This is a genomic window from Nocardia brasiliensis ATCC 700358, from assembly GCF_000250675.2.
Taxonomy (GTDB): Bacteria; Actinomycetota; Actinomycetes; order Mycobacteriales; family Mycobacteriaceae; genus Nocardia; species Nocardia brasiliensis_B.
Genome location: NC_018681.1, coordinates 7402821 through 7427290 on the forward strand (window position 1 = coordinate 7402821; position 24470 = coordinate 7427290).

The 24470-nt window shown below is 69.1% G+C and carries 24 protein-coding genes; 8 read left to right on the plus strand and 16 right to left on the minus strand.

Annotation, left to right across the window (positions count from 1 at the left end):
• Position 1 precedes the first annotated feature (1 nt).
• Together O3I_RS32860 and O3I_RS32865 are read right to left on the minus strand one after the other, a co-directional pair.
• A complete protein-coding gene (locus O3I_RS32860; protein ID WP_014987340.1) occupies positions 2-637 on the minus strand; it encodes a response regulator in 636 nt (211 codons plus the stop codon).
• Positions 634-1809, minus strand: a complete 1176-nt coding sequence (locus O3I_RS32865) for a sensor histidine kinase (protein WP_014987341.1) — start codon at positions 1807-1809, stop codon at positions 634-636. Before O3I_RS32865 ends, O3I_RS32860 begins: the two co-directional genes overlap by 4 nt.
• A gap of 217 nt (positions 1810-2026) precedes the next feature.
• Here O3I_RS32865 and O3I_RS32870 point away from each other — a divergent pair, with 217 nt between their 5' ends.
• Positions 2027-3541: a multicopper oxidase family protein gene (locus O3I_RS32870; protein ID WP_041563015.1), complete on the plus strand. Its 1515-nt coding sequence runs from the start codon at positions 2027-2029 to the stop codon at positions 3539-3541.
• A gap of 2 nt (positions 3542-3543) precedes the next feature.
• Here the strand turns inward: O3I_RS32870 and O3I_RS32875 are convergent, their stop codons facing one another.
• The 4 genes from O3I_RS32875 to O3I_RS32890 all read right to left on the minus strand — a co-directional run bounded on the left by O3I_RS32875 (position 3544) and on the right by O3I_RS32890 (position 7326).
• Positions 3544-4299: an NYN domain-containing protein gene (locus O3I_RS32875; RefSeq protein WP_014987343.1), complete on the minus strand. Its 756-nt coding sequence runs from the start codon at positions 4297-4299 to the stop codon at positions 3544-3546.
• 54 nt (positions 4300-4353) lie between these two features.
• Positions 4354-5169 (minus strand): RNA polymerase sigma factor SigF, encoded by an 816-nt coding sequence (locus tag O3I_RS32880; RefSeq protein WP_014987344.1) that lies wholly within the window; start codon positions 5167-5169, stop codon positions 4354-4356.
• Entirely contained in the window at positions 5159-5590 is a 432-nt protein-coding gene (locus O3I_RS32885; RefSeq protein ID WP_014987345.1) for an anti-sigma factor, read from the minus strand. Before O3I_RS32885 ends, O3I_RS32880 begins: the two co-directional genes overlap by 11 nt.
• A gap of 113 nt (positions 5591-5703) precedes the next feature.
• Entirely contained in the window at positions 5704-7326 is a 1623-nt protein-coding gene (locus O3I_RS32890) for a peptide ABC transporter substrate-binding protein (protein WP_051066805.1), read from the minus strand.
• Between the two features lie 423 nt (positions 7327-7749).
• Here O3I_RS32890 and O3I_RS32895 point away from each other — a divergent pair, with 423 nt between their 5' ends.
• From O3I_RS32895 to O3I_RS32925, 7 genes are all read left to right on the plus strand, one after another.
• Positions 7750-8304 carry a hypothetical protein gene (locus tag O3I_RS32895; protein WP_041564669.1) on the plus strand — a complete coding sequence of 185 codons (555 nt, stop codon included), beginning with the start codon at positions 7750-7752 and terminating at the stop codon, positions 8302-8304.
• A 97-nt stretch (positions 8305-8401) separates the two neighbouring features.
• A complete protein-coding gene (locus O3I_RS32900) occupies positions 8402-9328 on the plus strand; it encodes an N-acetylglucosamine kinase (RefSeq protein WP_014987348.1) in 927 nt (308 codons plus the stop codon).
• Positions 9329-9401: 73 nt separating this feature from the next.
• Positions 9402-10928 (plus strand): sodium:solute symporter, encoded by a 1527-nt coding sequence (locus O3I_RS32905; RefSeq protein WP_014987349.1) that lies wholly within the window; start codon positions 9402-9404, stop codon positions 10926-10928.
• The gene (locus tag O3I_RS32910; protein WP_014987350.1) at positions 10928-12091 is read left to right on the plus strand and encodes an anhydro-N-acetylmuramic acid kinase; all 1164 of its coding nucleotides are present in this window, start codon (positions 10928-10930) and stop codon (positions 12089-12091) included. The genes O3I_RS32905 and O3I_RS32910 overlap by 1 nt, the downstream gene beginning before the upstream one ends.
• Positions 12088-13017 carry a MurR/RpiR family transcriptional regulator gene (locus O3I_RS32915; protein ID WP_014987351.1) on the plus strand — a complete coding sequence of 310 codons (930 nt, stop codon included), beginning with the start codon at positions 12088-12090 and terminating at the stop codon, positions 13015-13017. Before O3I_RS32910 ends, O3I_RS32915 begins: the two co-directional genes overlap by 4 nt.
• A gap of 56 nt (positions 13018-13073) precedes the next feature.
• A complete protein-coding gene (murQ, locus tag O3I_RS32920) occupies positions 13074-13976 on the plus strand; it encodes an N-acetylmuramic acid 6-phosphate etherase (RefSeq protein WP_014987352.1) in 903 nt (300 codons plus the stop codon).
• Between the two features lie 57 nt (positions 13977-14033).
• Positions 14034-14597: a phospholipase D-like domain-containing protein gene (locus tag O3I_RS32925; RefSeq protein WP_014987353.1), complete on the plus strand. Its 564-nt coding sequence runs from the start codon at positions 14034-14036 to the stop codon at positions 14595-14597.
• A 9-nt stretch (positions 14598-14606) separates the two neighbouring features.
• Here the strand turns inward: O3I_RS32925 and O3I_RS32930 are convergent, their stop codons facing one another.
• The 10 genes from O3I_RS32930 to dpgB all read right to left on the minus strand — a co-directional run bounded on the left by O3I_RS32930 (position 14607) and on the right by dpgB (position 24460).
• Entirely contained in the window at positions 14607-15050 is a 444-nt protein-coding gene (locus tag O3I_RS32930) for a hypothetical protein (RefSeq protein WP_014987354.1), read from the minus strand.
• Between the two features lie 156 nt (positions 15051-15206).
• Complete coding sequence (locus O3I_RS32935; RefSeq protein ID WP_014987355.1) at positions 15207-16175, minus strand: DNA polymerase domain-containing protein; 969 nt, start codon at positions 16173-16175, stop codon at positions 15207-15209.
• Between the two features lie 31 nt (positions 16176-16206).
• Positions 16207-16812, minus strand: coding sequence for a M23 family metallopeptidase (locus O3I_RS32940; protein ID WP_014987356.1), 606 nt, complete (start codon positions 16810-16812; stop codon positions 16207-16209).
• 84 nt (positions 16813-16896) lie between these two features.
• Positions 16897-18081 carry an MFS transporter gene (locus tag O3I_RS32945; RefSeq protein WP_014987357.1) on the minus strand — a complete coding sequence of 395 codons (1185 nt, stop codon included), beginning with the start codon at positions 18079-18081 and terminating at the stop codon, positions 16897-16899.
• A 10-nt stretch (positions 18082-18091) separates the two neighbouring features.
• Positions 18092-18652 carry a cytochrome b gene (locus tag O3I_RS32950; RefSeq protein WP_014987358.1) on the minus strand — a complete coding sequence of 187 codons (561 nt, stop codon included), beginning with the start codon at positions 18650-18652 and terminating at the stop codon, positions 18092-18094.
• Positions 18652-19722: a catalase family peroxidase gene (locus tag O3I_RS32955; protein ID WP_014987359.1), complete on the minus strand. Its 1071-nt coding sequence runs from the start codon at positions 19720-19722 to the stop codon at positions 18652-18654. Before O3I_RS32955 ends, O3I_RS32950 begins: the two co-directional genes overlap by 1 nt.
• Positions 19723-19787: 65 nt before the next feature.
• Positions 19788-21605: a thiamine pyrophosphate-binding protein gene (locus tag O3I_RS32960; protein ID WP_014987360.1), complete on the minus strand. Its 1818-nt coding sequence runs from the start codon at positions 21603-21605 to the stop codon at positions 19788-19790.
• Between the two features lie 10 nt (positions 21606-21615).
• On the minus strand, positions 21616-22428 hold the full coding sequence (dpgD, locus tag O3I_RS32965) for an enoyl-CoA-hydratase DpgD (protein WP_014987361.1): 813 nt from the start codon (positions 22426-22428) through the stop codon (positions 21616-21618).
• Entirely contained in the window at positions 22425-23738 is a 1314-nt protein-coding gene (gene dpgC, locus O3I_RS32970; protein ID WP_014987362.1) for a (3,5-dihydroxyphenyl)acetyl-CoA 1,2-dioxygenase DpgC, read from the minus strand. The genes dpgD and dpgC overlap by 4 nt, the downstream gene beginning before the upstream one ends.
• On the minus strand, positions 23735-24460 hold the full coding sequence (gene dpgB / locus O3I_RS32975; protein WP_141692129.1) for an enoyl-CoA-hydratase DpgB: 726 nt from the start codon (positions 24458-24460) through the stop codon (positions 23735-23737). Before dpgB ends, dpgC begins: the two co-directional genes overlap by 4 nt.
• Between the last annotated feature and the right edge of the window lie 10 nt (positions 24461-24470).

The following is a 24470-nucleotide window of genomic DNA, read 5'->3' on the forward strand; positions in this document are numbered from 1 at the left end:
CTCAGTTCAGCTTGTGCGCGTAGACCGCCAAGCGCACCCGGTTGTCGCAGCCGGTTTTGCTCATCAGGTTCGCGACGTGCGTTTTCACGGTCGTGACACCGAGGTGCAGGCGGTCGGCGATCTCCTGATTGCTCCAGCCCGCACCGACCAGGGACAGCACCTCCCGTTCGCGCGGCGTCAATTCCGCTTGCGCGGCAGGCGATTCCGGTTCGGGCCTGGTAGCCACGGCGCGATCGACGAGGCGGCGCAGCAGGTTCGGGGAGAAGAGCATGTCGCCGTCGGCGGTGCGGCGGATGGCGGCGAGCAGCTCGCTCGGCTCGGTGTCCTTGATCAGATAGCCCGCGGCCCCCGCGGCGAGCGCCGGAAACAGATGCTCGTCGTCGTCGAAGGTGGTGAGCACCAACACTTTTGCCGAGGGGCGTGCCCCGACGATCTGCTCGGTCGCGGCGACACCGTCCAGGCCGGGCATGCGCAGATCCATCAGGATCAAGTCGGGTGACAGTTCGGCCGCCGACCGGATGGCCGCGGCACCGTCGGCGGCTTCGCCGATCACCTCGAGGTCGGGGGTGGCGTCGATCAGCATCCGCAGGCCCGCCCGGACCAGACGCTGATCATCGACCAGCAGCACGGTGATCACGCGACGACCGCCGTTCGATCTGCGGCGCCGGGCAGCCAGGCGGCCACCGCCCAACCCCGCGCGGTCGCACCGACATCCAGCGTGCCGCCCGCGAGTTGCACCCGCTCGCGCATGCCGACGATGCCGTGACCCGCCGAAGCCGCTGTCGCACTGCCCTTTCCGCCACTGTCGACGCGCAACCGCACCCCGCCGTCCCGATCGAGCACGTCGACCCGGACCGGTACCGCCGGATCGGCGTGTTTCATCACGTTGGTCAGCGATTCCTGCACCAGCCGCAGCAGCGTCAACCGCCCGATCGCATCCAGACCCGCCGAACCGAGCGCCAGTTCGGCGTCGACGGTGAACCCGGCCACCCGCACCCGCTGCACGGCAGCAGTGATCTCTTTGCGCACCGCCGCCGCGTCCACGAGCGCGACCTCACCGAGCGCCGGATCGCGCAGCGCCGCGAGCAGACGCCGGATGTCGGCGAGCGCGTCGGTGGCGGTATCGCGGACGTCGTCGAGCACCGCGGTCATGGCCGGGTCCAGATCGGGTGCGACGTGCCGGGCGATGCCGACCCGCAGCACGATCGAGGCCATGTGATGGGCGACCAAATCGTGCAGTTCTCTGGCCAGCGCGCTGCGCTCGTTCGCGCGGGTGCGCAGTTCGGCATCGGCGCGGCGGGTTTCGGCGTCCGCCGCGCGCAGCCGCAGGCTTGCCGCCAGCGCCCGCTGACCGCGCAGGTACAGGCCGAGCAGCAGCGGCACGCCGACATAGGTGCCCGCCTCGACCAGAATCGCGGCGCGCGAGAGTGACGCGTCGTGACTGCCCCAGCGCCCGAGCAGGACCGCGCAGGCCCAGCAGACCGCCGCGAGCATCACCCGGCGGTTGCTCCGGGTGCGCATCACCGCCTCGACCAGGGCGACAGCCCCGAGATACGGCACCAGCCCGGACAGACCCCAGGCCTCGGTCCGGAACATCGGCACAGCGAGCGCGGCGAGCGTGATCGCCACCGTCAGCGCCCACCGCCGACCCATCACGAACAACCCGCTCGCGACCATGGCCAACACCCAGTAACCCCAGGGCACCCGGTACTGGCCGGGGAAGGTGCTGGCGATCAGCAGCAGCGGAACCACGACGAGCGGGAGACCACGAACGGCCGACCGCAGGCCAGGCCGGAAACCCATCTCCATCACGGTCCCACGGTAAGGGACTGCGGTTTCGCGGCCGCCGAGACCTCCGTGCCGGGCTAGGTGCGCGGACCGGACGCGCCCGGCCGATAGCACGTCCGCGATCCGTGCACAAGGGTCCGCGGGAGGAGCGGGCCGCCGCGAGAAGCGGCTTCGGGGCCGATTTCCGCAATCGGTGCGCAATCGAAGCTGGAACGGACACCGACGACAAGGAGCAAACGTGGTCTCGAGACGAGGCTTCCTCACCGGAGTCGCCGTGCTGCCGCTCGCCGCGGCCTGCTCGGCGCGACCCGCGGGCGCGCCGAGCTCGGCCGTCGCGGCCACCAGGCCGCTGCCCATCCCACCGCTGGCGCCCTCGACGGTGGATGCCGCCGGCGTCCGGCACTTCCGGCTCGACGTCCAGGCGGGCCGCTCGGAGATGCTGCCGGGCAAGCGCACACCGACCTGGGGTTACAACGGGTCGATCCTCGGACCGACGCTGCGGGCCCGACGCCACGAGACGGTCGCCTTCGCCGTGCGCAACACCCTCGCCGAGCCGACCACCGTGCACTGGCACGGTATGCACGTGCCCGCCCGGCACGACGGCGGCCCGCATCAGACGATCGAAGCGGGCGGCAGCTGGTCGCCGGAGTGGACGATCGATCAGCAGGCCGCGACCCTCTGGTATCACCCGCATCCGCACGGCGCCACCGAAAAGCATGTCTACCGCGGACTTTCCGGCCTGTTCCTCGTCGACGACGACGCCGCCGACACGCTCGACCTCCCGAAAGACTATGGCGTCGACGATATTCCGCTGATCATCCAGGATCGGCGCTTCACCCCCGACGGCACACTGGACGAGTCCGACCCGACCGATGTCGGCCTGCTCGGCGACACCATCGTCACCAACGGCATCGCGGGCGCGCACCTGGACGTCGGCACCGACCGGGTCCGGCTGCGGCTGCTCAACGGGTCGTCGGGCCGTATCTACCGGCTCGCGTTCGCCGACGACCGCGAATTCCAGCTCGTCGCCTCCGACGGCGGCCTGCTCGCCGCGCCCGTGCCGTTGCGGGCCGTCCAGCTCAGTCCCGGCGAGCGCGCCGAGATCGTCGTCGGCCTGCGCGACGGTGAGCAGGTCATGTTGCGCTCGCTGCCGATCCTGCAGCGCCGCGATATCGATCGCGCGGCCGCGTTCGGTTTCGACGACACCTTCGACATCGTGCTGCTACGTGCGGGTCGAAACCTGAAACGATCTGCGCCCCTCGCTGATTCGCTCGCCGCGATGGCGCCGCTCGCCACCCCGGACACCCCGGTCGATCACGAATTCGAATTGAAGTGGTTCATGATCAACGGTCAGCGGATGGACATGAACCGCATCGATCTGACGATTCCGGTCGACACCACCCAGGTCTGGTCGGTCCGCAACAACGACAACTGGCCGCACAACTTCCACGTGCACGACGTCCAATTCCAGGTGGTCACCGTCGACGGCCAAGCCCCGCCGCCCGAACTCGGCGGCTGGAAGGACACCCTCTACACCGAACCCCAGCGCGTCTATCGCCTGGCCATGCGCTTCGCCACGCACAGCGATCCCACCTACCCGTACATGTTCCACTGCCACCTGCTCCTGCACGAGGACCACGGCATGATGGGCCAATTCCTCGTCCTCGCCCCGGGCCAGCAGCCGGCGCCCATGGTCATGGACATGCCCGGCATGCACGCCGAATCAGGTTCGGGAGCAATGCATCACGGGTGAAACTACTTGCCCTCGGTGAGGCTGCGCAGATCGCGGACGTAGGTGACGGCCTGCTTGCCTTCGCCGGGGCTGCGCGTCTCCAACTCGAAAAGCGTGGTGGCGCTGAAGAGTTCGCCCAATTTGCGGTAGCCGTAGGTGCGCGGGTCGAAGTCGGGGCGCTGCTTGTTGATGATCGAACCGACACCGGCCAGGGTGGCCCAGCCGGAGTCGTCGGAGGCGGCGTCGACCGCGTTGCGGAGCAGGTTCATCAGCTTGGCATCACCCTCGAACTGCTTGGTCGCGCTGCGCCGAGCACCGGACGGGGCCTCTTCGATGGTGCCGGTGAGGTTTTCGGTGTAGATGAACTTGTCGCAGGCCGCGACGAACGGCTTCGGCGTCTTGTGCTGACCGAATCCGTAGACGGTCAGGCCGGATTCGCGGATGCGACTGGCCAGACGCGTGAAATCGCTGTCGCTGGAAACGATCACGAAGCCGTCCAGGTTGCCGGTGTACAGCAGGTCCATCGCGTCGATGATCATCGCCGAGTCGGTGGCGTTCTTACCGGTGGTGTAGCCGAACTGCTGGATCGGCTGGATCGACTGGGCGAGCAGTTGATCCTTCCAGCCTTTGAGGTTCGTGCTCGTCCAGTCCCCATAGGCCCGCTTGACGTGTGCCGTCCCATACTTGGCCACCTCGGCGAGCAGCCCGTCGGCGATGCCGGGCTGGGCATTGTCCGCGTCGATCAGCACCGCGAGTCGCGTAGCGTTGTCGCTGGTCACACCACACCCCAATCGTCGGTCGGCTCGAGCACCACCGTAGCCCGGTGCGTGCCGTCAGTCGCGTAGGGCTTGCTCGCGCAGGGTGCTGAGCGTTTTGGCGAGGATCCGGGAGACCTGCATCTGGGATACGCCCAGGTGTGCGGCGATCTGATCCTGGGTCTTGGACTCGAAGAAGCGCATCACGAGCACCTGGCGTTCCCGTTCGGGCAACGCCGCGATCAGCGGTTTCACCGCGAGGTAGTCCTCGACGGTGCGGTACTCCGGCTCCTCGGCGCCCAAGCTGTCCAGCGGTGAGCGCGGGGCGTTCTCGTCGTCGCTGTCGGAGCCGACGTCGATCGAGGAGGTCTGGTACGCGTTGCGCGCGATCAACGCCTGGGTGACCTCGACGAGGTCGGCGCCGAGTTCCTCGGCGATCTCGCGCGCCTTGGGCATCCGGCCCAGGCGCTGCGCCAGGGTCTCGATCGCGGGCGCGATGGTCTGCTGAATCTCCTTGAGCCGCCGGGGAACCCGCACCGACCAGGTGTAGTCCCGGAAGTGCCGGCGCACCTCGCCCATGATGGTGGGCACGGCGAAGGCCAGGAACGGCGAACCCTGGGTGGGATCGAAACGGTCCACCGCGGCGACCATCCCGACCCGTGCGATCTGCAACAGGTCGTCGAAGTTCTCGCCGCGACCGGTGAACTTGCGGGCGATGTGCTCGGCCAGCGGCAGGCAGCGACCGATCAGTTCCTCGCGCAGCGCCGCGCGTCTGGGGTCATCCGGGTCCAGCGCGGCCAACTCCAGGAACTGCGGCTCGATATTGTCGTAGCTGTCGCCGCCACGACGACGCGGCTGCTGGTCCACCTCGGACCGGGTCGCATCATTGCTCATCGAGTTCGCCCCGGGCCCAGACGAATTCGACGACAGTCGGATAGCCGTCGACGGCCGCGTCGAACGGCGCGCGGGTCGCGGTGACCGAGTCGGTCAGCGTCTGCACGATGTGCCAGCCGAAACTGCCTGCCCCGACCTCGGTTTCGGAGCGGCCCACCGCCTGGATCACGGCCTTCAGCACGCCTTCGCGGTAGGTGAAGGCGCAGGAAATGGTCGATTCGGGCACCGCGTCCTGCAGCAGCACGGTCGCGATCTCGTCGAGCGCGAGCCGGATATCGGTCACCTCGTCCAGCCCGAAGTCCGCGATCAGCAGCACTGTCTCGGCGAGCGCGCGCAGCATGGTCAGCTGCTCCGGCGTCGCGGGGACGGTCACGGCGACCGTCGTTGTCTCCGTCACGGATTCCGATACCCGTTCACTCATTCCGCCACCACCCTCGTGCGCCACGTGCTCGACCGACGCGTCAGCCTACCCGGAGCCCGGTGGCGACGGCAGAGCCGCGCCGACATTATCCGGCGGCGCGGCCCCGTGCGTGGCTACTTCTCGATGTTCTCGAAGTCGAATTGGCCGTTCCAGGTCAGTTCGGCCTTCTTCACCTTCTCCCCCAGGCCCGCGGTGGCGATGTAGTCGAGCACCGGGATGTCGGCCATGTCCCGCAGCAGCAGGGCCTGGGCCTGCCCGACGAGCTTGTAGGACTCCTCCAGCGACGCGGCCGCCAGCGCGGCGTCGATGAGCTTGTCGAATTCGGGGTTGGCGTAGTCGATGTTGTTGGTGCCGGCCCCGGTGTAGTACTGCGCGGTCAAGAACTGCAGCATGGTCGGGTAGTCACCCTGCCAGCCGTAGCGGAACGCCTTGCCGATGGTCCGCGCCGTGATCGCGGTCCGGATGTCCTTGAACGTCGGGTATGGCGCGCCGATCGCCTCGATGCCGAGCGTGTTCTTGATGCTGTTGGCGACCGCTTCGATCCAGGCCTGGTGCCCGCCGTCGGAGTTGTAGGCGATCTCGTAGCGGCCCGACCACGGCGAGATGGCGTCGGCCTGGGCCCACAGCTTCTTGGCCTCGGTCGGGTTGAACTTCAGCACGTCGGCGCCCGGCAGGTCGCCGTTGAAACCGGGCAGCGTGATCGCGGTGAAGTCGCGCGAGGGCACCCGGGTGCCGTGGAAGATGTTCTCGCAGATCTGTTCCCGGTTGATCGCCATGGACAGCGCCTTGCGGCGCAGCACGCCTTCCTCGCCGGACAGGTGCGGAATATTGGATTGGCTGCTCACGTGCTGGTTCTGGGCGGTGGGCTTGGTGATCGCGCGATCGCCGAGGTCCTGCTTGTAGGAGGCCAGCGCGCTGTCCGGGATGGTGTCGAGCGCGTCGAGGTTGCCCGCGATCAGGTCCGCGTAGGCGGTGTCGAACGACTGGTACATGACGAACCGGATGCCTTTGTTCTTGGCCGGGCGTGCGCCCTTGTAGTCCGGATTCGCGACCAGGTCGACCTTGACGTTGTGCTCCCACGCACCGGTCCGCGCGAACTTGTACGGCCCGTTGCCGATCGGATTCTCGCCGTAGGCCTTCATGTCCTTGAACGCGACCTCGGGCATCGGATAGAACGGAGTGAACGCGAGCGCGAGTTCGAAGTCGATCGACGGACGCGTCAGCGCCACGGTGAAGGTGTGCTCGTCCACTACCTTCAGGCCCGACATCGTCTGAGCGGTGGGTTTTTCCGCGGCCACATCGTCGTATCCGACGATCGGCGCGAAGACATAGCCCTGCAATTGCGCGTTCGTGCTGAGGGCGCCGTAGTTCCAGGCATCGACGTAGGACTTGGCCGTCACCGGTGTGCCGTCGGTGAACGTCCAGTCCGGCTTGATGGTGATCTTGTAATTCTTCCGGTCGGTCGTCTCGATGGACTGCGCCATGTCGTTGTGCGCCACACCGTCGGCGTCGTAATACTTCAGCCCCGCGAATATCCGGTCCGCGATCCGGCTGCCGTTGTTGTCGTTCATGCTGGTCGGCACGATCGGGTTCTGCGGCTCGGTGATATTGGTCGTCACGATGCCCGCGTCGGTGTCCTCGTCGGACGAGCACGCGGACAGTCCGAGGCTCGCGGCCAGTAGCACCGCCGCCGTCAACGCACCAGCTCTTGTGAATCTCACTGCGTTTCTCCCCATGTCGAGAAATGGAGGGAACCCGTGACACGCGTGAGGTCACCAGCGCGTGCCGACACGATCCGCCTTGAATGTCCTCGGACAGTAGCGATTCCGGCAAGCGCTGTCATCAGATCGACAACTTGCGGCGGGTGGGGCACGATCTTGCGGACTGGCCCGACCACCATGCGCAGCACAACCAACCGGTCCGAATGTTGTTGGTGTCGTGGTAGCGGCACCCAGCGATGCCAGGGCAACTCAGGAAATCGGCGCCGGAACCCCTGTGCTCCTGCCGATTTCGCGGTGCAATTCGCCGGATTTCGTTGCGCGGGATTCGCGGAATCGATCACTCGGCCCAGGCCCCCGCGCGAGAATAAAAGCGGCCTGATCCGCCTTCACTCCGAACTATCGGCTGTCGTGGCCGAGCAGAACATGTGGGGAAACACGATGAAAATCAAAGGATTTGCCACCGCGCTTCTCGCGGTAGGAGCTACCGGAATCACCGCGGGCACCGTCGCCGCCGAACCGCTTTCGACACCATCAGCCGAGGTCAGCGCGTATGGCGTCGATCATGGCATCGGATACACCACGACAACCGACGGCCGCGGGGTGCGCACCACCGTCGACGCGGGCGTGTTCGCGCTGACCCATGACGGGGCCGCGGTCACGCTGACCGACAGCGCGGGCACCGTGGTCGCCGCGCTACCCACCTCGTTCACCGCCGACGGCGCGACGTTCGCGCTGCGGCCCGAGCTCACCGACGCGGGCCGCACGGTCACACTGACCCCGATCAGCGCGCCGGAAACCAGCGCGCACCTGGCCCAGCTCGTCGATCAGGCGGACGACACCATCGCGCGCAAGCAGTACAACGCGGGCATCGGCGCCCTGATCGGCGCGGGCATCGGCGCGGTGATCGGGTTCTTCCTCGGCGGTGTCGGCGCCCTGGTCACCATCCCGATCGGCGCGGGCATCGGAGCCCTGATCGGTTACTCCACACCGTAATTCGCCGACAAGCGCCGACGCGGCAGGTCCGCGTCGGCGCTTCGGATGAGCCGGTACCGGGTCGGGCGCGGACCGGCCACTGTGCATGATGGTCCGCATGACCGACCTTGTGCTCGCGATCGATCTCGGTAAGACCGGCTGCCGCGCCTCGCTGCGCCGCGACGGCCACGAGATCGGCGCCGCCACCGGATCCGGCACGCCCGGCCTGGCCAATGCCGGTGGCGTCGCGGCCGCGGAGCAGTCGATCCGCGCGGTCGTCGCCCGGATCACGCCGCCCGCCACCGGCTTTGCCCTGCTCGTCGGCGCCGCGGGCGGACTCGCCGCGCCGGAGGCCGCCCGGCTGCTCGCGCACGCGCTGACCGATCTGCCCGGCGCCCGATCCGTCGCGGTCACCTCCGACGCGGTCACCGCGCATGCCGGCGCGCTCGGCGGCGCACCGGGCGTCGTGCTCGCGGCGGGCACCGGCGCGGTGGCCACCGCGGTCGACGCGGCGGGCCGATTCATCCGGACCGACGGCTGGGGTCCGCTGCTGGGCGACGAAGGCGGCGGGGCCTGGATCGGCACCGAGGGTTTGCGTGCGGCGCTGCGCGCGCACGACGGTCGCGGCCCGCACACCGCCCTCGCCGCCAAGGCCACCGAGAGCTACGGCGTGACGCTCGACGAACTGCCCAGGCACCTCGGCCAACACGAGAATCCCGCGCTGCTGGCGGCCCGCTTCGCGCCGGTCGTCGCCGCGGCCGCGGCCACCGACGAGACTGCTGCGGCCGTCCTGACCGCGGCCGGACGCGCGCTGGCTCGCACCGTCCGCGCGGCGATCGCGCGCTCGGGCCTGCGACCGCCGGTCCCCTACGCGCTCACCGGCGGGCTGGTCAATCTCGGTGCGGCGCTGCTCGAACCGCTGGATCAGGAGATCGCGCCGCTCATCGATCGGCGGACCGCGCTGGGTGGCCCGATCGACGGCGCTGCCCTGCTGGCCGGTGATACGGCTACGGTATTGGAGAAATTGGTGGTACGAATCGTCTGACAATCATTGACAGAGTCCACGTCACGGCTGACACTAAGTTGCAATCCGCACGTCGCGTCACCTAGGAGCTGCGATGAACGCACTCAACGTCGCCGTCATCGTCGTCTATCTGATCACCGTGGCGTGGATCGGCCTACGGCTGTCCGGGAAGCAGAAGTCCAGCAGCGACTACTTCGTCGGCGAGGGCCGGATGCCCTGGTGGACCGTGTGCTTCTCGGTGGTGGCCACCGAGACCAGCGTGCTCACGGTCATCTCGATACCCGGCGGCGCGTACACCGATCAGGCGTTCGGCAACGTCGAACTGGCGCTCGGCTACATCATCGGCCGCACCATCGTGGCGACCGCGCTGATCCCGCTGTACAAACGCGGCGGATTCGTCAGCGCCTACCAGTACCTCGAGCTGCGCTTCGGCCGCTACCTGCAGGGCGTGGCGTCGGTGACGTTCGTGTTCACCCGGTTGCTCGCCGAGGGCGTGCGCCTGTTCGCCTCCGCCATCCCGATCAAGCTGCTGCTCAGCGAATTCGGCATCGACCTCGGGTACGACGTGATCATCATCGCGTTGACCCTGCTGACGGTCGTCTACACCTATCTCGGCGGGATCAAGGCGGTCATCTGGACCGACGCGCTGCAGATGGGCCTGTACCTGTCCGGCGCGATCATCGCGATCGGCGTGCTCACCGGTCACGTCGGCGCCGCGGGCTGGTCGGATGCGCTGCACGCGGGCAAGTTCCAGGTCTTCGACACCGATTTCGGCCTGGCGCACATTCTGACCAGTCCCTTCGCCATGCCGACGGCGATCGTCGGCGGCGCCATCTTCGCCATGGCCTCGCACGGCTCCGACCAGCTGATCGTGCAACGCATCCTGGCCACCCGCTCGCTGCGCGACAGCCAGAAGGCGATGATCGGCTCCGGCATCTTCGTCGCCATCCAGTTCGCCGCCTTCTCCCTGGTCGGCGCGCTGCTGTGGTCCTACAACGAGGGCAAGACGCCCAAGGAACTCGGCCTCGCCACCGCGGACAACCTCTACCCCAACTTCATCCTGCACGGCCTGCCGGTGGTGATCTCCGGCCTGCTGGTCGCCGGCATCCTCGGCGCCGCGATGGGATCGCTGTCCTCGGCACTGAACTCGATGGCGAACTCGACGGTCGCCGACATCATCCGCAGCTTCGCCAAGCGCGAGATCTCCGACACGTCCATGCTGAAACTGGCCCGCTACATGACCCTGGTGTGGGCGGTGCTGATGGCGCTGTGCGCGATGGGCTTCAGCGCGACCACCGGCAACGTCTACCTGACCGCGCTCACCATCGCCGGGTACACCTACGGCGCACTGCTCGGGGCGTTCCTGCTGGGCCGGCTCGTCCCGCGGGCCAACCAGGTCGACGCCATCATCGCCTTCGTGGTGACGGTGATCGTGATGACGATCGTGGTGCGGGCGGTCCACATCGATGTCACGGTGGCGGGCAAGACCGTCGAGAAGGGCATCGCGGCACAGTGGCTGGTGCCGATCGGGGTGCTCGTCACGCTGCTGGTCGGCGGGCTGACCAGCCGCCTCCATCCCGCCCCCGAACCGAAACCAGACCCGGTCGAGGCGGTGGCCTAGTGCGCGTCGTGGGGTTGATGTCCGGCACGTCGCACGACGCGATAGACGCGGTCGCCGCGGAAATATGCCTGCGGGACAAGACGATCGAGGTCCGGATCGCCGGGCTGCTGAGCCGCCCCTACCCGGCCGAGTTGCGGTCCGAGCTGATCGCGGCACTGCCGCCCGCCTCGATCGATATGGCGACCGTGTGCCGGCTCGACACCGCGATCGGACAGCAGTTCGCCGCGGCGGCCGACGCGGCGGTCCACGAATTCTTCGACGGCACAGCCGATCTCGTCGCTTCGCACGGCCAGACCGTGTACCACTGGGTGCACGAGGGCGTCGTGCACGGCACGCTGCAACTCGGGCAACCGGCCTGGATCGCGGAACGGACCGGGCTGCCCGTCGTCAGCGACTTCCGCCCGCGTGATATCGCGGCGGGTGGACAGGGCGCTCCCCTGGTGGGCCTGTTCGACCTGTTGTGGCTGGCCGGACGGCCCGGACGCGCGGCCGCGCTGAACATCGGCGGCATCGCCAATGTCACCGTCACCGGCGAGCCCCCGGTGGCCTTCGACACCGGGCCGGGCAACGCGCTCATCGATGCCGCCGTCGCCATGGCGACCGGCGGCGCGGAACTGTTCGATCGCGACGGACTGCGCGCCGCCCGCGGCACGGTGGACGAGCACCTGCTGAAAGCCCTTCTCGCGGAACCCTACTATCGGGCGGCGGCGCCGAAGACGACGGGCAAAGAGCTGTTCAACAGCGCCTACCTCACGCGCGTGTTGCCGGACCACGCACCCTCCGGCGACGATATCGTCGCCACGGTGACCGCCCTGACCGCCCACACCATCGCCGACGCGCTGGCTCCCTTCGCACCGGACGAGGTGATCGTCTCCGGCGGCGGCACGCTGAATCCGACGCTGTCGGCGATGCTGCGCGACCGGCTGGGCCCGGCGACGCTGCGCACCTCCGATGAACTCGGATTACCCTCGGCCGCCAAGGAAGCCGCGGCCTTCGCGGTACTCGGCTTCCTGACCGCGCACGGTCTCGCGGGTACCCATCCGGCGGGCACCGGCGCGCGCCACGCCGCGGTGCTCGGTTCGATCACGCCGGGCGCGACGCCGCTCGTACTTCCCGCGGTACCGGGTACCCCACCGGAACGGCTGACGGTGGTGGCGCGATGACCGATGCAGCACACAGCGATTCGACGAAAGGCGGTGGCCGCGTGCCGGGTGGGCCGGAGGGCGACGACGTACGCACGCGATTACTGGGGGCGCTCCCCAGACTCACGCCGGCCGGGTTGCGGGTGGCCCGGGTGATTCGCGACGACCCCTCCGGCGCCGCGCAATTGACCGTGAGCGAGCTGGCCGAGCGCGCCGCGACCAGCACCTCGGCCGTCGTCCGGCTCGCCAAAGCCCTTGGCTACGAGGGCTATCCGCAGTTGCGCCTGGCGCTCGCGGCGACCGCCAAGGACGACGGCAGGCCGGTGTTCGCCACCGATATCGACGCCGACGACCCGCTGTCGAAGGTGTTGCAGAAGCTCACCGCCTTCGAAACCGAGGGCATGCTGGCCACCGCCGAACTCGCCGATCCCGCCACCATGCTCGCGGTGGTCGAGGCCCTGGTGCACGCGCGCCGCGTGGAACTCATCGGCATCGGCGCGTCCGGTCTGGTCGCGACCGATATGGCACAGAAACTCGCCCGGATCGGCATGTGGTGTGACGCGTGCACCTCCGAGGACGAGGCGCTGGTGCTCGGCAGCCTGCTCGAGGAAGGTGATGTGCTCATCGCGTTCTCACACTCCGGGGAGACCGCCGCGATCGTCGACGCCCTGGATCATGCCCGCGGCAGGCGCGCCACCACGGTGGCCGTCACGGCGGGCCCGCAGTCCAAACTCGCCCGGGTCGCGACGCACACCGTGCTGGTGGCCGGGCGCGAGGACGGCTTCCGCTCCGCCGCGATGGCGAGCCGGATGAGTCAGCTGCTGGTCGTCGACGCGCTGTATGTCGGTGTGCTGCAACGCACTCCGTCGGCGGCGTCGGCGCTGCGCCGCACCTACGACGCGGTCGCGGACCGCAGGATGCCACGCTCGCTCCGGAAGTCTCCGTGAGATCGACTTTCGCTCGACCCCCGGAGTTGGCGGACCCGCAGGACAGAGGAGGCGAAGTGAACGAGATCAGCGCACTGACCACCGAGGAAGCCAATCCCCATACCGCCGCACTCGATGCCATGCCGGTCGAGGACATGCTGCGCGTCATGAACGCCGAGGACGCGGGCGTGGCCACCGCCGTGGCGCAGGCGCTGCCGCAGATCGCGCGTGCCGTGCACCGGATCGTCGCGGCGCGCGAGCAGGGCGGCCGGCTGGTCTACGTCGGCGCGGGCACCAGCGGCAGGCTCGGCCTGCTCGACGCGGTGGAGTGCCCGCCGACCTTCGGCACCGATCCCGGCGAGGTGCTCGGCATCATGGCCGGTGGCGCGCAGGCGTTCACCCGGGCGATCGAGGGCGCGGAGGACGACCCGGAGCGCGGCCGGCAGGACATGGCGGCGATCACCCTCACCGCGCGCGATGTCGTCGTCGCGCTCGCGGCCAGTGGCCGGACACCGTACGCGATCGGCGCGCTGCAATACGCCCGCTCCGTCGGCGCGGGCACCGTAGCGGTCTCCTGCAACCGCCGGGCCGAACTCAGCGCGTACGCCGATATCGGCATCGAAATCGAAACGGGCCCAGAGGTTTTGACCGGATCAACCCGGCTGAAGGCGGGTACCGCACAGAAGATGGTCTGCAACATGCTCTCGACCGCGACCATGGTGCGCTCCGGCAAGGTGTACGGCAACCTCATGGTGGACGTGCGGCCGACCAACGCCAAACTGGTCGACCGCGCGTGCCGGATCGTCGCCGACGCCACCGGCGCCGACCTCGCCACCGCCGCCGCCCTGCTCGACGACGCGGGCGGCCACCCGAAGACCGCGATCGTCATGCGCCTGGCCGGTGTCGACGCGGACGCGGCCCGTTCGCTGCTCGCCGGCGCGGGCGGTTTCGTGCGGGTCGCGGTGGGCGAGGAAAGCTAGCGGCCGACGCGAGTCCGCCTCCAGGCGCGCCGGAGACCGCGCCGGTACGGTACCGGCATGCCCTTCGTGATCGATGGTCCGATGACGTGCTACCTAATGCCCGGTGACCACGCCGAGGCCGAACGCCGGTTCCTGGAACTGGTCGCCGGGCCGGGTGAAACCTGGCTGATCGCCTACGGATTCACCCTCACCGACGCCGCCGACAACTTGATCGCCGCGCACCGGCGGGGCGTGCCGCTGCACCTCTATCTCGATCACACCCAGTCCGCGGGACACACGCAGCAGCCCATCGTGCGGCAGCTGGTCGCCGCCGGTATCGAGGTCACCATCGGTACGAGCACCAGCGGACGCAAATACATCTGCCACACCAAAGGCCTGGTGGTGGACACCCCCGCCGGTCCGCAATGCTGGGAGGGCTCGGTCAATTTCAGCACCAGCGGGTGGCTCCAGGTGAATACGGCGCTCAATTTCGGCGCCCAGGCCTGGCGCGACCATTTCGTCGCCCAGTTCAATACACTGCGCCACTACGCGTGGACCGAGGAGCGCGACCTCCAGCTCATGCCCGCGCCCCCGGCCGATCTCGGCGAGGCAGCGCTGCCGATGCTGCCGCTGACGATCTGAGCACCGTGGCTAGGAGCCGGTCGAGCCCAGCGCGACCTTCTTCATCGTGAAGGTACCCAGCTCGGTCTTCTTTTTGTCGGTACCGATGCGCACCACGTCCGCCGTGAAACTGCTCGGTTTTCCGGTGCCGTCACACGTCAGCCCGGAAATGGCCGCATGCACCGTGCTGCCGTCACCGATCAACTGGGTGCCGCTCCAGCTGGTCAGCACATTCTTCGCGTCGACCACGAATTGCCCAAGGTAAACCACAGGTTCCGCACCCGCCCGGGTGTACTTCGTTTCCACGAAATTGATCAGCCCCCCGAATCCACCGACCAGCGTATTGTTCTCGCCCCCTTTCCACGCACCGTCATACGCGCTGCGATCCGCCACCGACTCGCAGGTCACAGCACGCGCGACGGGCGCGACACCGGTCAGCACACCGAGCCCGAGCACCCCGGCACCCAGCAGCACAACCCCCTCCACAAAACGCCCGGACATCCCCCTGGCATTACCTGATGGCACAGTCCCGAATCCCTTCCATTCCGGTAGCCGACACAACCGACCAGCCAGTATTACAAGGAAATACGAATAACCCGCGCGGGCGCGCGGATGAATTACCGCGGCGCGTTACGCGTCCGGGGTGGAATTTGCGCGGCGGGCGCGGGCGCGGCGTTTGCCCTCGTGCATGGCTTGTACGCGGGCGATCGGGATGGTGTGGCCTTCGGCGACGAGGTCGGCGGGCAGGGGTTGCGGGGCGGGCATTTCGGTGGCCCACGGGTCGCGGCCGCCGAGCTGTGCCACCGCGTTGCGCACGGTGAAATCACGTGGGGTGACCTGGTCGAGATCCGACCACGCCACCGGAAACGACACCGTCGTGCCCGGCCGGATGCGCGGGCTGTAGGCGGCGACGACGGTCGCACCGCCCGCGCGGGTGGAGTCGAGGAACACGCGACCGCCCCGGTCCTCCCGGATGAACGCGGTGGTCGCCAGCTCCGGATCGATCCGCTCCGCCCGGGCGGCGATCGCCCGGGTCGCGGCCGCGACGTCGTCGATGGCGAGCCCGGGCACCAGCGGGACGAACACGTGCACCCCTTTGGCGCCACTGGTTTTCACCGCGCCGTCGAGCCCGTCGTTGCCGAGCGCCGTGCGGATCAGCTGCGCGGCGCGCACCGCCTGCCCGAACGGCTGCTCCGGCGCCGGATCGATATCGAGCACGAGGTGCGTCGGGCCTTTACCGTGGTCGGCGAGCAGCAGCGTCGTGTGGTATTCGATCGCCCGCTGGTTGCCGAACCACACCAGCGTGCGGACCTCGTCGGCGAGCGCGTACGTGACCTCACGACGGGAACTCTCGGCCCACATCGTCACCCGGTGCATCCACTCCGGGGTGTATTTGGGCAGGTTCTTCTGCATGAACGGCTCCTGCCCCGGCCGCACCCGGATCACCGACAGCGGCCGGTCGCGCAGCTGGCGCACCATTCGCTCGCCGACGGCCGCCAGATAGTCGACCAGATCGCGCTTGGTCGCCTCGGCGCCGTCGAACAGCGGCTTGTCGAGGTTGGTCAGCGCGATCCCCGCGCGGACCTCTGCACTGCCCATCGGCTCACCATGCCCGCCGCGGGCAGCGCGGTCAACCCGGGTGTTTGGCGGGCTGTATCGCGGCGAGCGCGTCCACCACGGTGCGATTCGCGCCGTTCGCGTGCCGCCCGAGCTGCGGCCAGCCCTGCCCGGCGGGCCCCAGCAACTGGGTCCAGACCTCCCGGGTCCGGTCGAGCAGCTCCCGTTGTTCCGGGTCGCTGAGCGAGGACAGGAACCCACCCGGGAAGCGCGCGGCGGCGAGCCAGTCGAGCGGATCGATCTTGGCGCCCGGGTCGTAGCCGTACGGCATCACGCTGAGATGCAGGTGCGGACCACTGGATTGGCCATTGCTGCCGACGTAACCGATCAGCCGGCCCGCCTCGACCCGGTCCCCGACCGACAGCCCGGTCGCGCGGGCATCCCACATATGCCCGTATTCGGTGACACCGCCGCCTTGCGCGGCCGGATGGTCGATGACGATCCACTGTCCGTAGCCCGCGGCGGCCCCGAGGTGGAGCACCGTGCCGCCGGCACAGGCATGGATCGGTGTCCCGTCGGGCGCCGGGAAGTCCTGACCGGAATGGAATCCGCCGTCCCGTGGGCCGAACGGCGAACCGATCGTGAGCGTTTCGCGGGTCATGGGCCAATAGCGAGTCATGCGTGCCCTCCTCTCCGCTCCGGATATCGGTGCGAGCCGTCGCGGGTATACCGGCCCGGTCCGCTCAACGGGCCGGGCCGGCGCTCACAGCCGGAGGTCACGTCCCGCGCCCCAGCCGACCACCGCCTGCGCGAGCGTCGCGGCGGTCAGCGTCAGCAGCGCGAGCGCCCAGCCCGCGGTCAACGTGTGCAGCAAACCGAGCAGCAACGGGCCGGCCGCGGCGACCGCGAAGCCGACCGTCTGTGCCATCCCCGCGAGGGCGGCCGCCTGCGCGGCGTCGCGGGCCCGCCTGCTCTGGAAGGTCATGGCCAGCACCAGGCATACGCCCGCGCCGAGTCCGATCAGCAGCACCGAAACCAGCGCATAGCGCGGTGCGAGCGCGAGCAGCAGGAACCCGATCGCGTTGAGCGCGGAGGCGCCCGCGGCGAGCAGCCGCTGGTCGCCGAGCCACCGCTCGAGCCACGGCAGCAGGTTGACGGCGAGCAGGCCGAGCAGCTGAAAGGCGAACAGCAGCACGCCCGCCGCCCGCTCGGACATGCCGTTATCGTGCACGATGCTCGGCAGCCAGGCGATGATCGCGTAGAAGCCCAGCGACTGCAGGCCCATGAACACGCTGACCTGCCAGGCGAGACCGGACCGCCACGGCATGCCCGCGGGCGCCGTGGCGGCCGGTGCCCGCACCTGTCGTCGCTGCTGCCCCGACCAGACCAGCAGCGCGGTGACCGCGAGCACCGCCCAGCATGCCAGCGCGCTGCGCCAGCCGCCGGGCAAGTGCTCGGACAGCGGCACCGACACACCGGACGACACTGCCGCGGCCAAGGTCATCGCGGTCACGTAAGCGCCTGTCGCCCAGCCGATCCGGCGCTCGGGCAGGGTCGCGCGCAGCACCGACGGCAACAGGACGTTGCCGAAGGTGATGGCCACCGCCAGGATCGCGGTGCCCGCGAACAGGCACCACAGGCCGGCCGCGGAACGCAGCAGCACACCCGCGATGAGCCCGAGCAGGGCGAACAGCAGTATCTGTGCGGACCCGCGGCTCGCCATCCGGGCGACCACAGGTGAGACGGCGGCGAAGATCAGCAACGGCAACGCACCGAGCACCCCGCTGCCCGCACTGGACAGCCCCGTCTCGCGTTCGATGGTGGGCAGCAACGCGCCGACGCCGGTGAGCGCGGCCCGCAGGTTCGCGCCGATCAGCACGATGCCGATCAGCAGTCCCGCGGTCGGCAGGCTTCGGGTGCGGTCGCCCGCGACCACGGCGGAGTTCATCGGCTAGGCCCTAACGGCGCGAGCCGAAGGTCATCCGCCGAAGCAGCTTGTCCCGCAACAGCAACGCGTGGAACAGCACCGCGCAGATGTGCGCGGTGAAGGCCGCGAGCAGCAGATAGGCCAGGAGGCCGTGCACCGTGCGCAGCGTCGCGTACAGCCCCGCGTCGGTGGGCACGATCGCCGGGACGCGCAGCCCGCCGAAGATCCGAATCGGTATCCCCGAGGCCGAAACCAGGGCCCAGCCGATGATCGGCTGGGCCAGGAACAGTGCGTACATGAGGATCTCGGAGCCGGTGGCGATCAGCCGCTCGGGCTTGCTGAGGCCGAGCGGCGGTGGGGGCGGCCGGTGCCACAGCCGATTTCCGATGCGCAGCACGGCCAGCACCAGGATCGCGAACCCGAGGGACTTGTGCACCTCCAGCAGCAGCCGGTAGTGGCCGAGCGAGCCGACCAGCGCGCCGCCGAGGAAAATCATCGCGACGATCAGGATCGCCATCAGCCAGTGCAGGATTCGCGCCGTGACCCCGAATCGGCCGAGCTGCTCGGTGCGGGTTTCGCCGAGTGTGGTCATCATGCCCGCACCACCTGGATCGCACCCGCGGCCCGCGGCTCGCCCGCCCGCCGCCGGAACGATTCGGCGTAGACGGCGGACCGCGCGGGCAGCAGCGGATCGTCGGACGCCGCGATGCCGTCGGGTAGCACGAGCGGATCGAAATTGACGTCCTGCACATTGTCGGCGGCTTCGGTGCGCACCGCGTCGAGCACCAGCGTGCCGACCTCCACGGCGGGCCGATCGGCGGGCCACGGTTTCGTCGCGTCGTCGGTCGGGTCCTGGCCACGAATCCCGATGACCAGGCGCAGTTTCCAGCGCAACGGGCCGCGCCGCAGATCGGCGACGAGCGCGTCGAACAGCTGGTCCGCGCCCGGCCGATCCGGCGGCGCCGGGCTCGCCTCCGGTTCGAACTGCCAGCGCACGGGCACTGACCGGCCTTCGGCATCGGTGCACTCGAAGGCGTTGAGGCCGTAGTAGGTCGAACTGGCGAAGCTCGGGGCGTGCGGCCCCTGCTCGATGAGCGCCAGGGCGGCCGCGGTTTTCGGATGGGTGGCCAGATGTCGGCGCATCCGCTCCGGGTCCGGCTTGCCGGTCGCCGGATCGGGCGCGAAAGCCAGTGTCCGCGTGTAGAAATCGTCCGGGGTCGCGTCGAGGAACACCGGGACGTTCACCAGGGCCATCCGCCACTGCTCCCCGTTCGGCAGGAACAGCCGCAGGCCGAGTCCGCGCGGCGTAGCGAGATCGTCCGGCGCATGCGGATTTCCGCCCGCCAGGGAGAACCGGCCGTCGAGGCGATACCGGCCGGCGCGGAACACCGACGCCTGGCACATTTCGACGCCGTTGCCATTGCTCTCGAAATACCCTGCGACGGCCACCCCCTTGGCGTGGTTGCGGCGGCGGCCGGAGAAGTTCCCGCCCGCCGCCTCCTGCAGCCGGTCGGCGATGCGCCGGGCCGTCAAACGCCAAGGGCCGATGCTGTTTTCGCTGAACAGGAAGCCGCCGATGCTCGCGGCACCGACCGCGGCGAGCACCGCGCCGCCCAGTACCGTGCGCCGATTCAACGACAAACCCGCACTTTCGTCGGTCATGAGTTCCCCCTCTTTCGTGCACTGGCGGGGCGGCGGCCGCCGCCCCAGGGTGTTGCGCGGCCGGATCAGGGCGGGCCGAGCGCCTGCAGGCGTTGCACCAGTTCGGCGTCCACGCCCGGCTTCTCGGCCATGAACATGTCCACCGTGGGCGCGGGCGGCCCGGACGCGGGATCGACGCGGATGTCGATCACGTAGGGCGCACCGCCCTCGATCACCTTGAAACCGCGCTCGATGGCGTCGCGCAGCTTGCAACCCTCGGTGACGACCTCGCCGTCGATATCGAAGGTCGCCGCGATCGCCGCGAAGTCCTGATTGGGCTGCCCCAGCCGCAGATACCAGGGTTCGTTGGCGGGCTCCCAGCCGTAGATCTCTTCGATCGCGCCGACGCCGGTCATCAGCGTCTTGTACTCGTGATTGTTCAGCACCAGGTACAGCACCGGCAGATCGAACTTGCGCGTGGTCCACCAGGCATTGGTGTGGAACAGCGCGGACCCGTCGCCGACGATGTTCACGACCAGCCGCTCCTTGCCCAGCGCGAGCGAAATACCCAGCGACGCAGGCAAAGAGAAGCCCAGCGAACCGCCCGTGGTGCAGAAGTAGGCGTCGGGCACGTCGTACCGGATCGTCTTCTGCACCGCGGCCAGGATCGAGAACGCCTCGTTGATGACGGTGATCGGCTTGCTGAGCGTCTCCTGCACCTCGGCGATGGCCATCGGCACCTGGATATCGGGAATCCGCGCGTCCACGTCGGCGTGCGCGAAAAGATCCGTCAGGGCCGCGAACCCTTCGTCGCGTCCGGTGGAAAGCTGTTGCACCCGAAAGTTTCTCGCCTCCGCCGCGGACCAGTCGAAGTCCGGGTGGGTGGCGATGCCGTCGATGATCCGCGGCAACGTCATCGCGATGTCACCGAGGACCCCGACCTCCGAGTAGTAGTTCTTGCCGATCTCCCACGCGTCGTTGTGCAGCGTGACCTGGGTGAGGTGCGCCGGAATGATCGGCCCGTTCTCCCAGCGGAAGACGAGTATCTGCGCCTGGGTGTTCACCCCGATCTGGAAGACTGTGTCGAAGTCGCCCAGCTGCATGTGCACACCCTCCTGGGTGGGCAGCAGCTCGCCCTGCCAGTGCGGCAGATCGTTCGGATAGTTCAGTCTGCTCGATTGATTCGTCGAATAGACCGCCGCACCGAGCAGCGTCGCCAGCTCCTCGATCTCCGGCCAGGCCGCCGCCTCGCCGACACCGTCTCCCACCAGCAGCACCGGATTCCGCGCGCGGGCAAGGGTTTCCGCCGCTGCCGCGACGCCGGCGGGATCGCCGATCACCGCGTGCGCGATCCGGGTGGCCCGGCCCGTCTCCTGCAGCGCGGGCGTCTCGATCAGGAAGTTCCACGGTATCGAGATGAACACCGGCTGGAACGGCGGCACCAGCACCTCTTTGAACGCGCGCTGCATGACGATCGGGATCTCGTCGACGTTGCGGATCTCGTGGGCCCACTTGGTGTACTGGCCCGCGGTCCGCACCAGGTCCGAGGCCAGGATCGGCTCCTGCACCAGCAGATCGCTGTGCTGCTGGCCGCAGAACACGATCAGCGGGATGTTGGAACGGTAAGCGTTGAACAGGTTTCCGATGATGTTGGCGGTGCCCGGCGTGACGTGCACGATGGCCGCGCCCGGCCGCCCCGACATCCGGGCGTAGCCCATGGCGGCGCCGAGCGCGATGTTCTCGTGCAGGCACGGAATGTAGGACACTCCGTTCTCCGGGATGGTGGTGCCGTCGATCAGCGGGATCTCGTGGGTGCCCGGCACGCCGAAGGCGTATTCGATACCCGCGTCGCGCAGATAGTCGAAGATGATGTCGCGTCCCAGCTTCTTACCAGGTGAATCCATTGTCATTCCTTCATTGCCCGGTCCAGTTCGGGGCGCGTTTCGCCACGAAGGCCCGGGGTCCCTCCTGTGCGTCGGCCGAGTTCGCCCGCCGGGTTTCCCACGGGTAATCGGCCACGAATGCGTCCGGCAGCGGCTCGGCCGCCCCGGCCGCGGCGGCCTGTTTGATCGCGCGCACCGACAGCGGCGCACAGGCCAGCACATCGGCGACCCAGCGATCGACGCAGGCGTCCAGTTCGGCGGCCGGGACCACCTCGTTGACCAGGCCGAGTGCGGCGGCCCGGGCGGCGGACAACCGCCGCCCGGTCAGCAGATACCCCAGCGCCACCCGGTACGGCGCCTGCCGCGGCAGCCGGAACACCCCGCCGGCCCCCGGGATCAGCCCGAGTTTGGCTTCGGGAAGCCCGAATTCGGCGTCGTCGGCGGCGACGATGAGGTCGCAGGCCAGTGCGAGTTCGAAACCACCGCCCAGCGCGTAGCCGGACACCTTGGCGATCACCGGTTTGGCGAAGTCGAACCGCTCGGTCAGCCGGGGGAATCCCGGCTTGCCCGCACTACCGAACGACGAGTGCGCCGTGCCCGCGTCGATCCGGCCGGCCAGCTCCTTCAGATCCTGCCCGACCGAAAACGCCCGTCCCCCTTTGCCGCCGAGCACTACCACCCAGATCGCCGGGTCGGCCTCGATATCGTCCCAGACCTGCCCGAGCTCGTGATGCATCCGCAGATTCATCGCGTTGAGCACCTCGGGCCGGTCGAGCTCCACGGTGGCGACGCGGCCGCGCTTGCGGTAGTCCACCGTCGTCAAGGTCTCGACGGACAGCGTCATCGGCGCACCCCCGCGGAAAATCGGCTCACCTTGGTCAGCACGTCGGCGCCGTAGCAACGCAACGCCTGATGCAGCGCGAATTCCGACAGGTAGCGCCGGAACACGTCCTGTGGTTCCTCCGCGCAGACCAGCATGTGCTTGTTCGCGACAACCGCCGGCGCGGCGAGTTGAGCTGCGGCCCGGTCGATTTCGTCGTCCATCGCGTCGGGTTCGACCACCGTGTCCAGCACCAGGCGGGCATCGGGATCGGTCGCCGCGATCCTGCGCCCCCACAGGATCACCTCGCGGGAGAGCCGGAAGTTCGTCGCGCGCCCCAGGCGCAGGTTGCCCGCCCCCGGAATGATGCCCTCCTGCGCGGCGGGCAGGCTGACGAAACTGTCGGCCGCCGCGATCACCCGATCGAAGACCAGCAGCAGTTGCGCACCGCCGCCGATCGCGAACGAGTCGACCGCGGCGATCCACGGCTTGGTCGCCGGACCGGACAGCCAATGCCGCTCGTCCCGGGTCATCCCGCGCAGAATCTTTGCGATATAACCGGTTTCGCGGCCGAGGAGGAAATCGATGAACGAGATCCGCCCCGCGTGCAGCTGCGTCAGGTCGATGCCCGCGCTGAACACCCGGCGACCGCGGTAACGCGGATGATCCATCACGCCGCCGCGCACCACACCGACCCGGGAACGCGGGTCCAGCAGGACCAGATCGACCGCGCACTCCATGTCCGCGACGTGCTGGTTGTCCTCGGCGTTGAGGCAGTGGCCGTTGGTGATGGTCAGCGTCGCGGTGGCACCGGTGCGCCGCAACTCGACCGCGGGCAGTGTGATCAGCCCGGTCGCCTCGTACTCGGCCAGCAGGCCGAGCGCGCGCGGCGTCGGGGCGCGCATCGCGTCCAGCAGATGGTTGCCCGCCACGGGATCGGCGAAGACGGCGTGGAAGAAGACACCTTGGTCGATCTCCCAGCCCTCCTTGGCCGCCTGCGGCGTCCCGGCTTCGGCGGCGAGTTGCCCGGCATCGGGCAGCAGGCCGGGAAACAGCTCCCCGGCCACGGCGGCGAGTTCGGCCAGCCGCAGCGGGAGCCGCAGGTCGTCGGTCGCCGCGGCGTACACCTCGCCCACATGCGCGCGCAGGAACCTACGGCGCAGTGTGCGCACGGCGCGGTGGGATTCGGCCGCGCGCGCCGCGTCGAGCTCGCCGCGCCGCGGCACCGGCCCGAGCGAACCGAGGAAGGCCGCGTGTTCTGTTGCCGCCGTGCGCAATGCGGCTCGGTCGCGGTCGAGCGCGACGTCCGTGCGCACGAGGTGGGCCGCCGTCACGACGCGGCCCGTTCCCGGCGCAGCATCCGATCGGAGGCCGCGAGGTGGGCGCCGAGCGCATCCTCGAATCGCGTGGTCGCGGCGTCCAGCAGCAGGCGGCGGCGGATCGCGAGTTCGGCGCCGACCGAGGCACCGAACAGCGCGACGGCCGCCGTGATCGCGGCGGCCTCGCCGCCCTCGGTGATCACCTGATCGACCAGCCCGTGTTCGCGCGCCACCTCGGCGGACAGCGTCCGCCCGTGGATCGCCAGCTCCCTGGCACGGCCCAGGCCCGCCTGTCCGGCGAGCCGATAGAGCGCCATCGCGGGCCAGACGCCGGCGCCGGTGCGGGCCAGGCCGAAGGTGGCGCCCGCGCGCACGATCCGGTAGTCGGCGACCAGCAGCAATTCGGCCGCCGGACCGTAGGCCGCACCGCTCACCACGGCGATGATCGGCGCGGGCACCTGCTCCAGGCGGCGCAGCGCGCTCTCCCATTTGCCGACGTCGGCGACGGCGACATCGCCGGGCCAGGCGAAATATTCGTCCGACCGGGCCCCGTCGATATATAGAACGACACACTGGCGTAATTCCGGTGTCGTGTCCTCGGCCCGGCGTGCGACCGCCGTCACCGAGGCCACCAGATCGGCGGACAACGGGCGGTCCGCGGAAATCACCGCGGTGATGACATGAACGTCGCCATTTCCCTGCTCGGCGCCGTTCGATTCGACAGTTGAACTGTTCATCGACATGCCT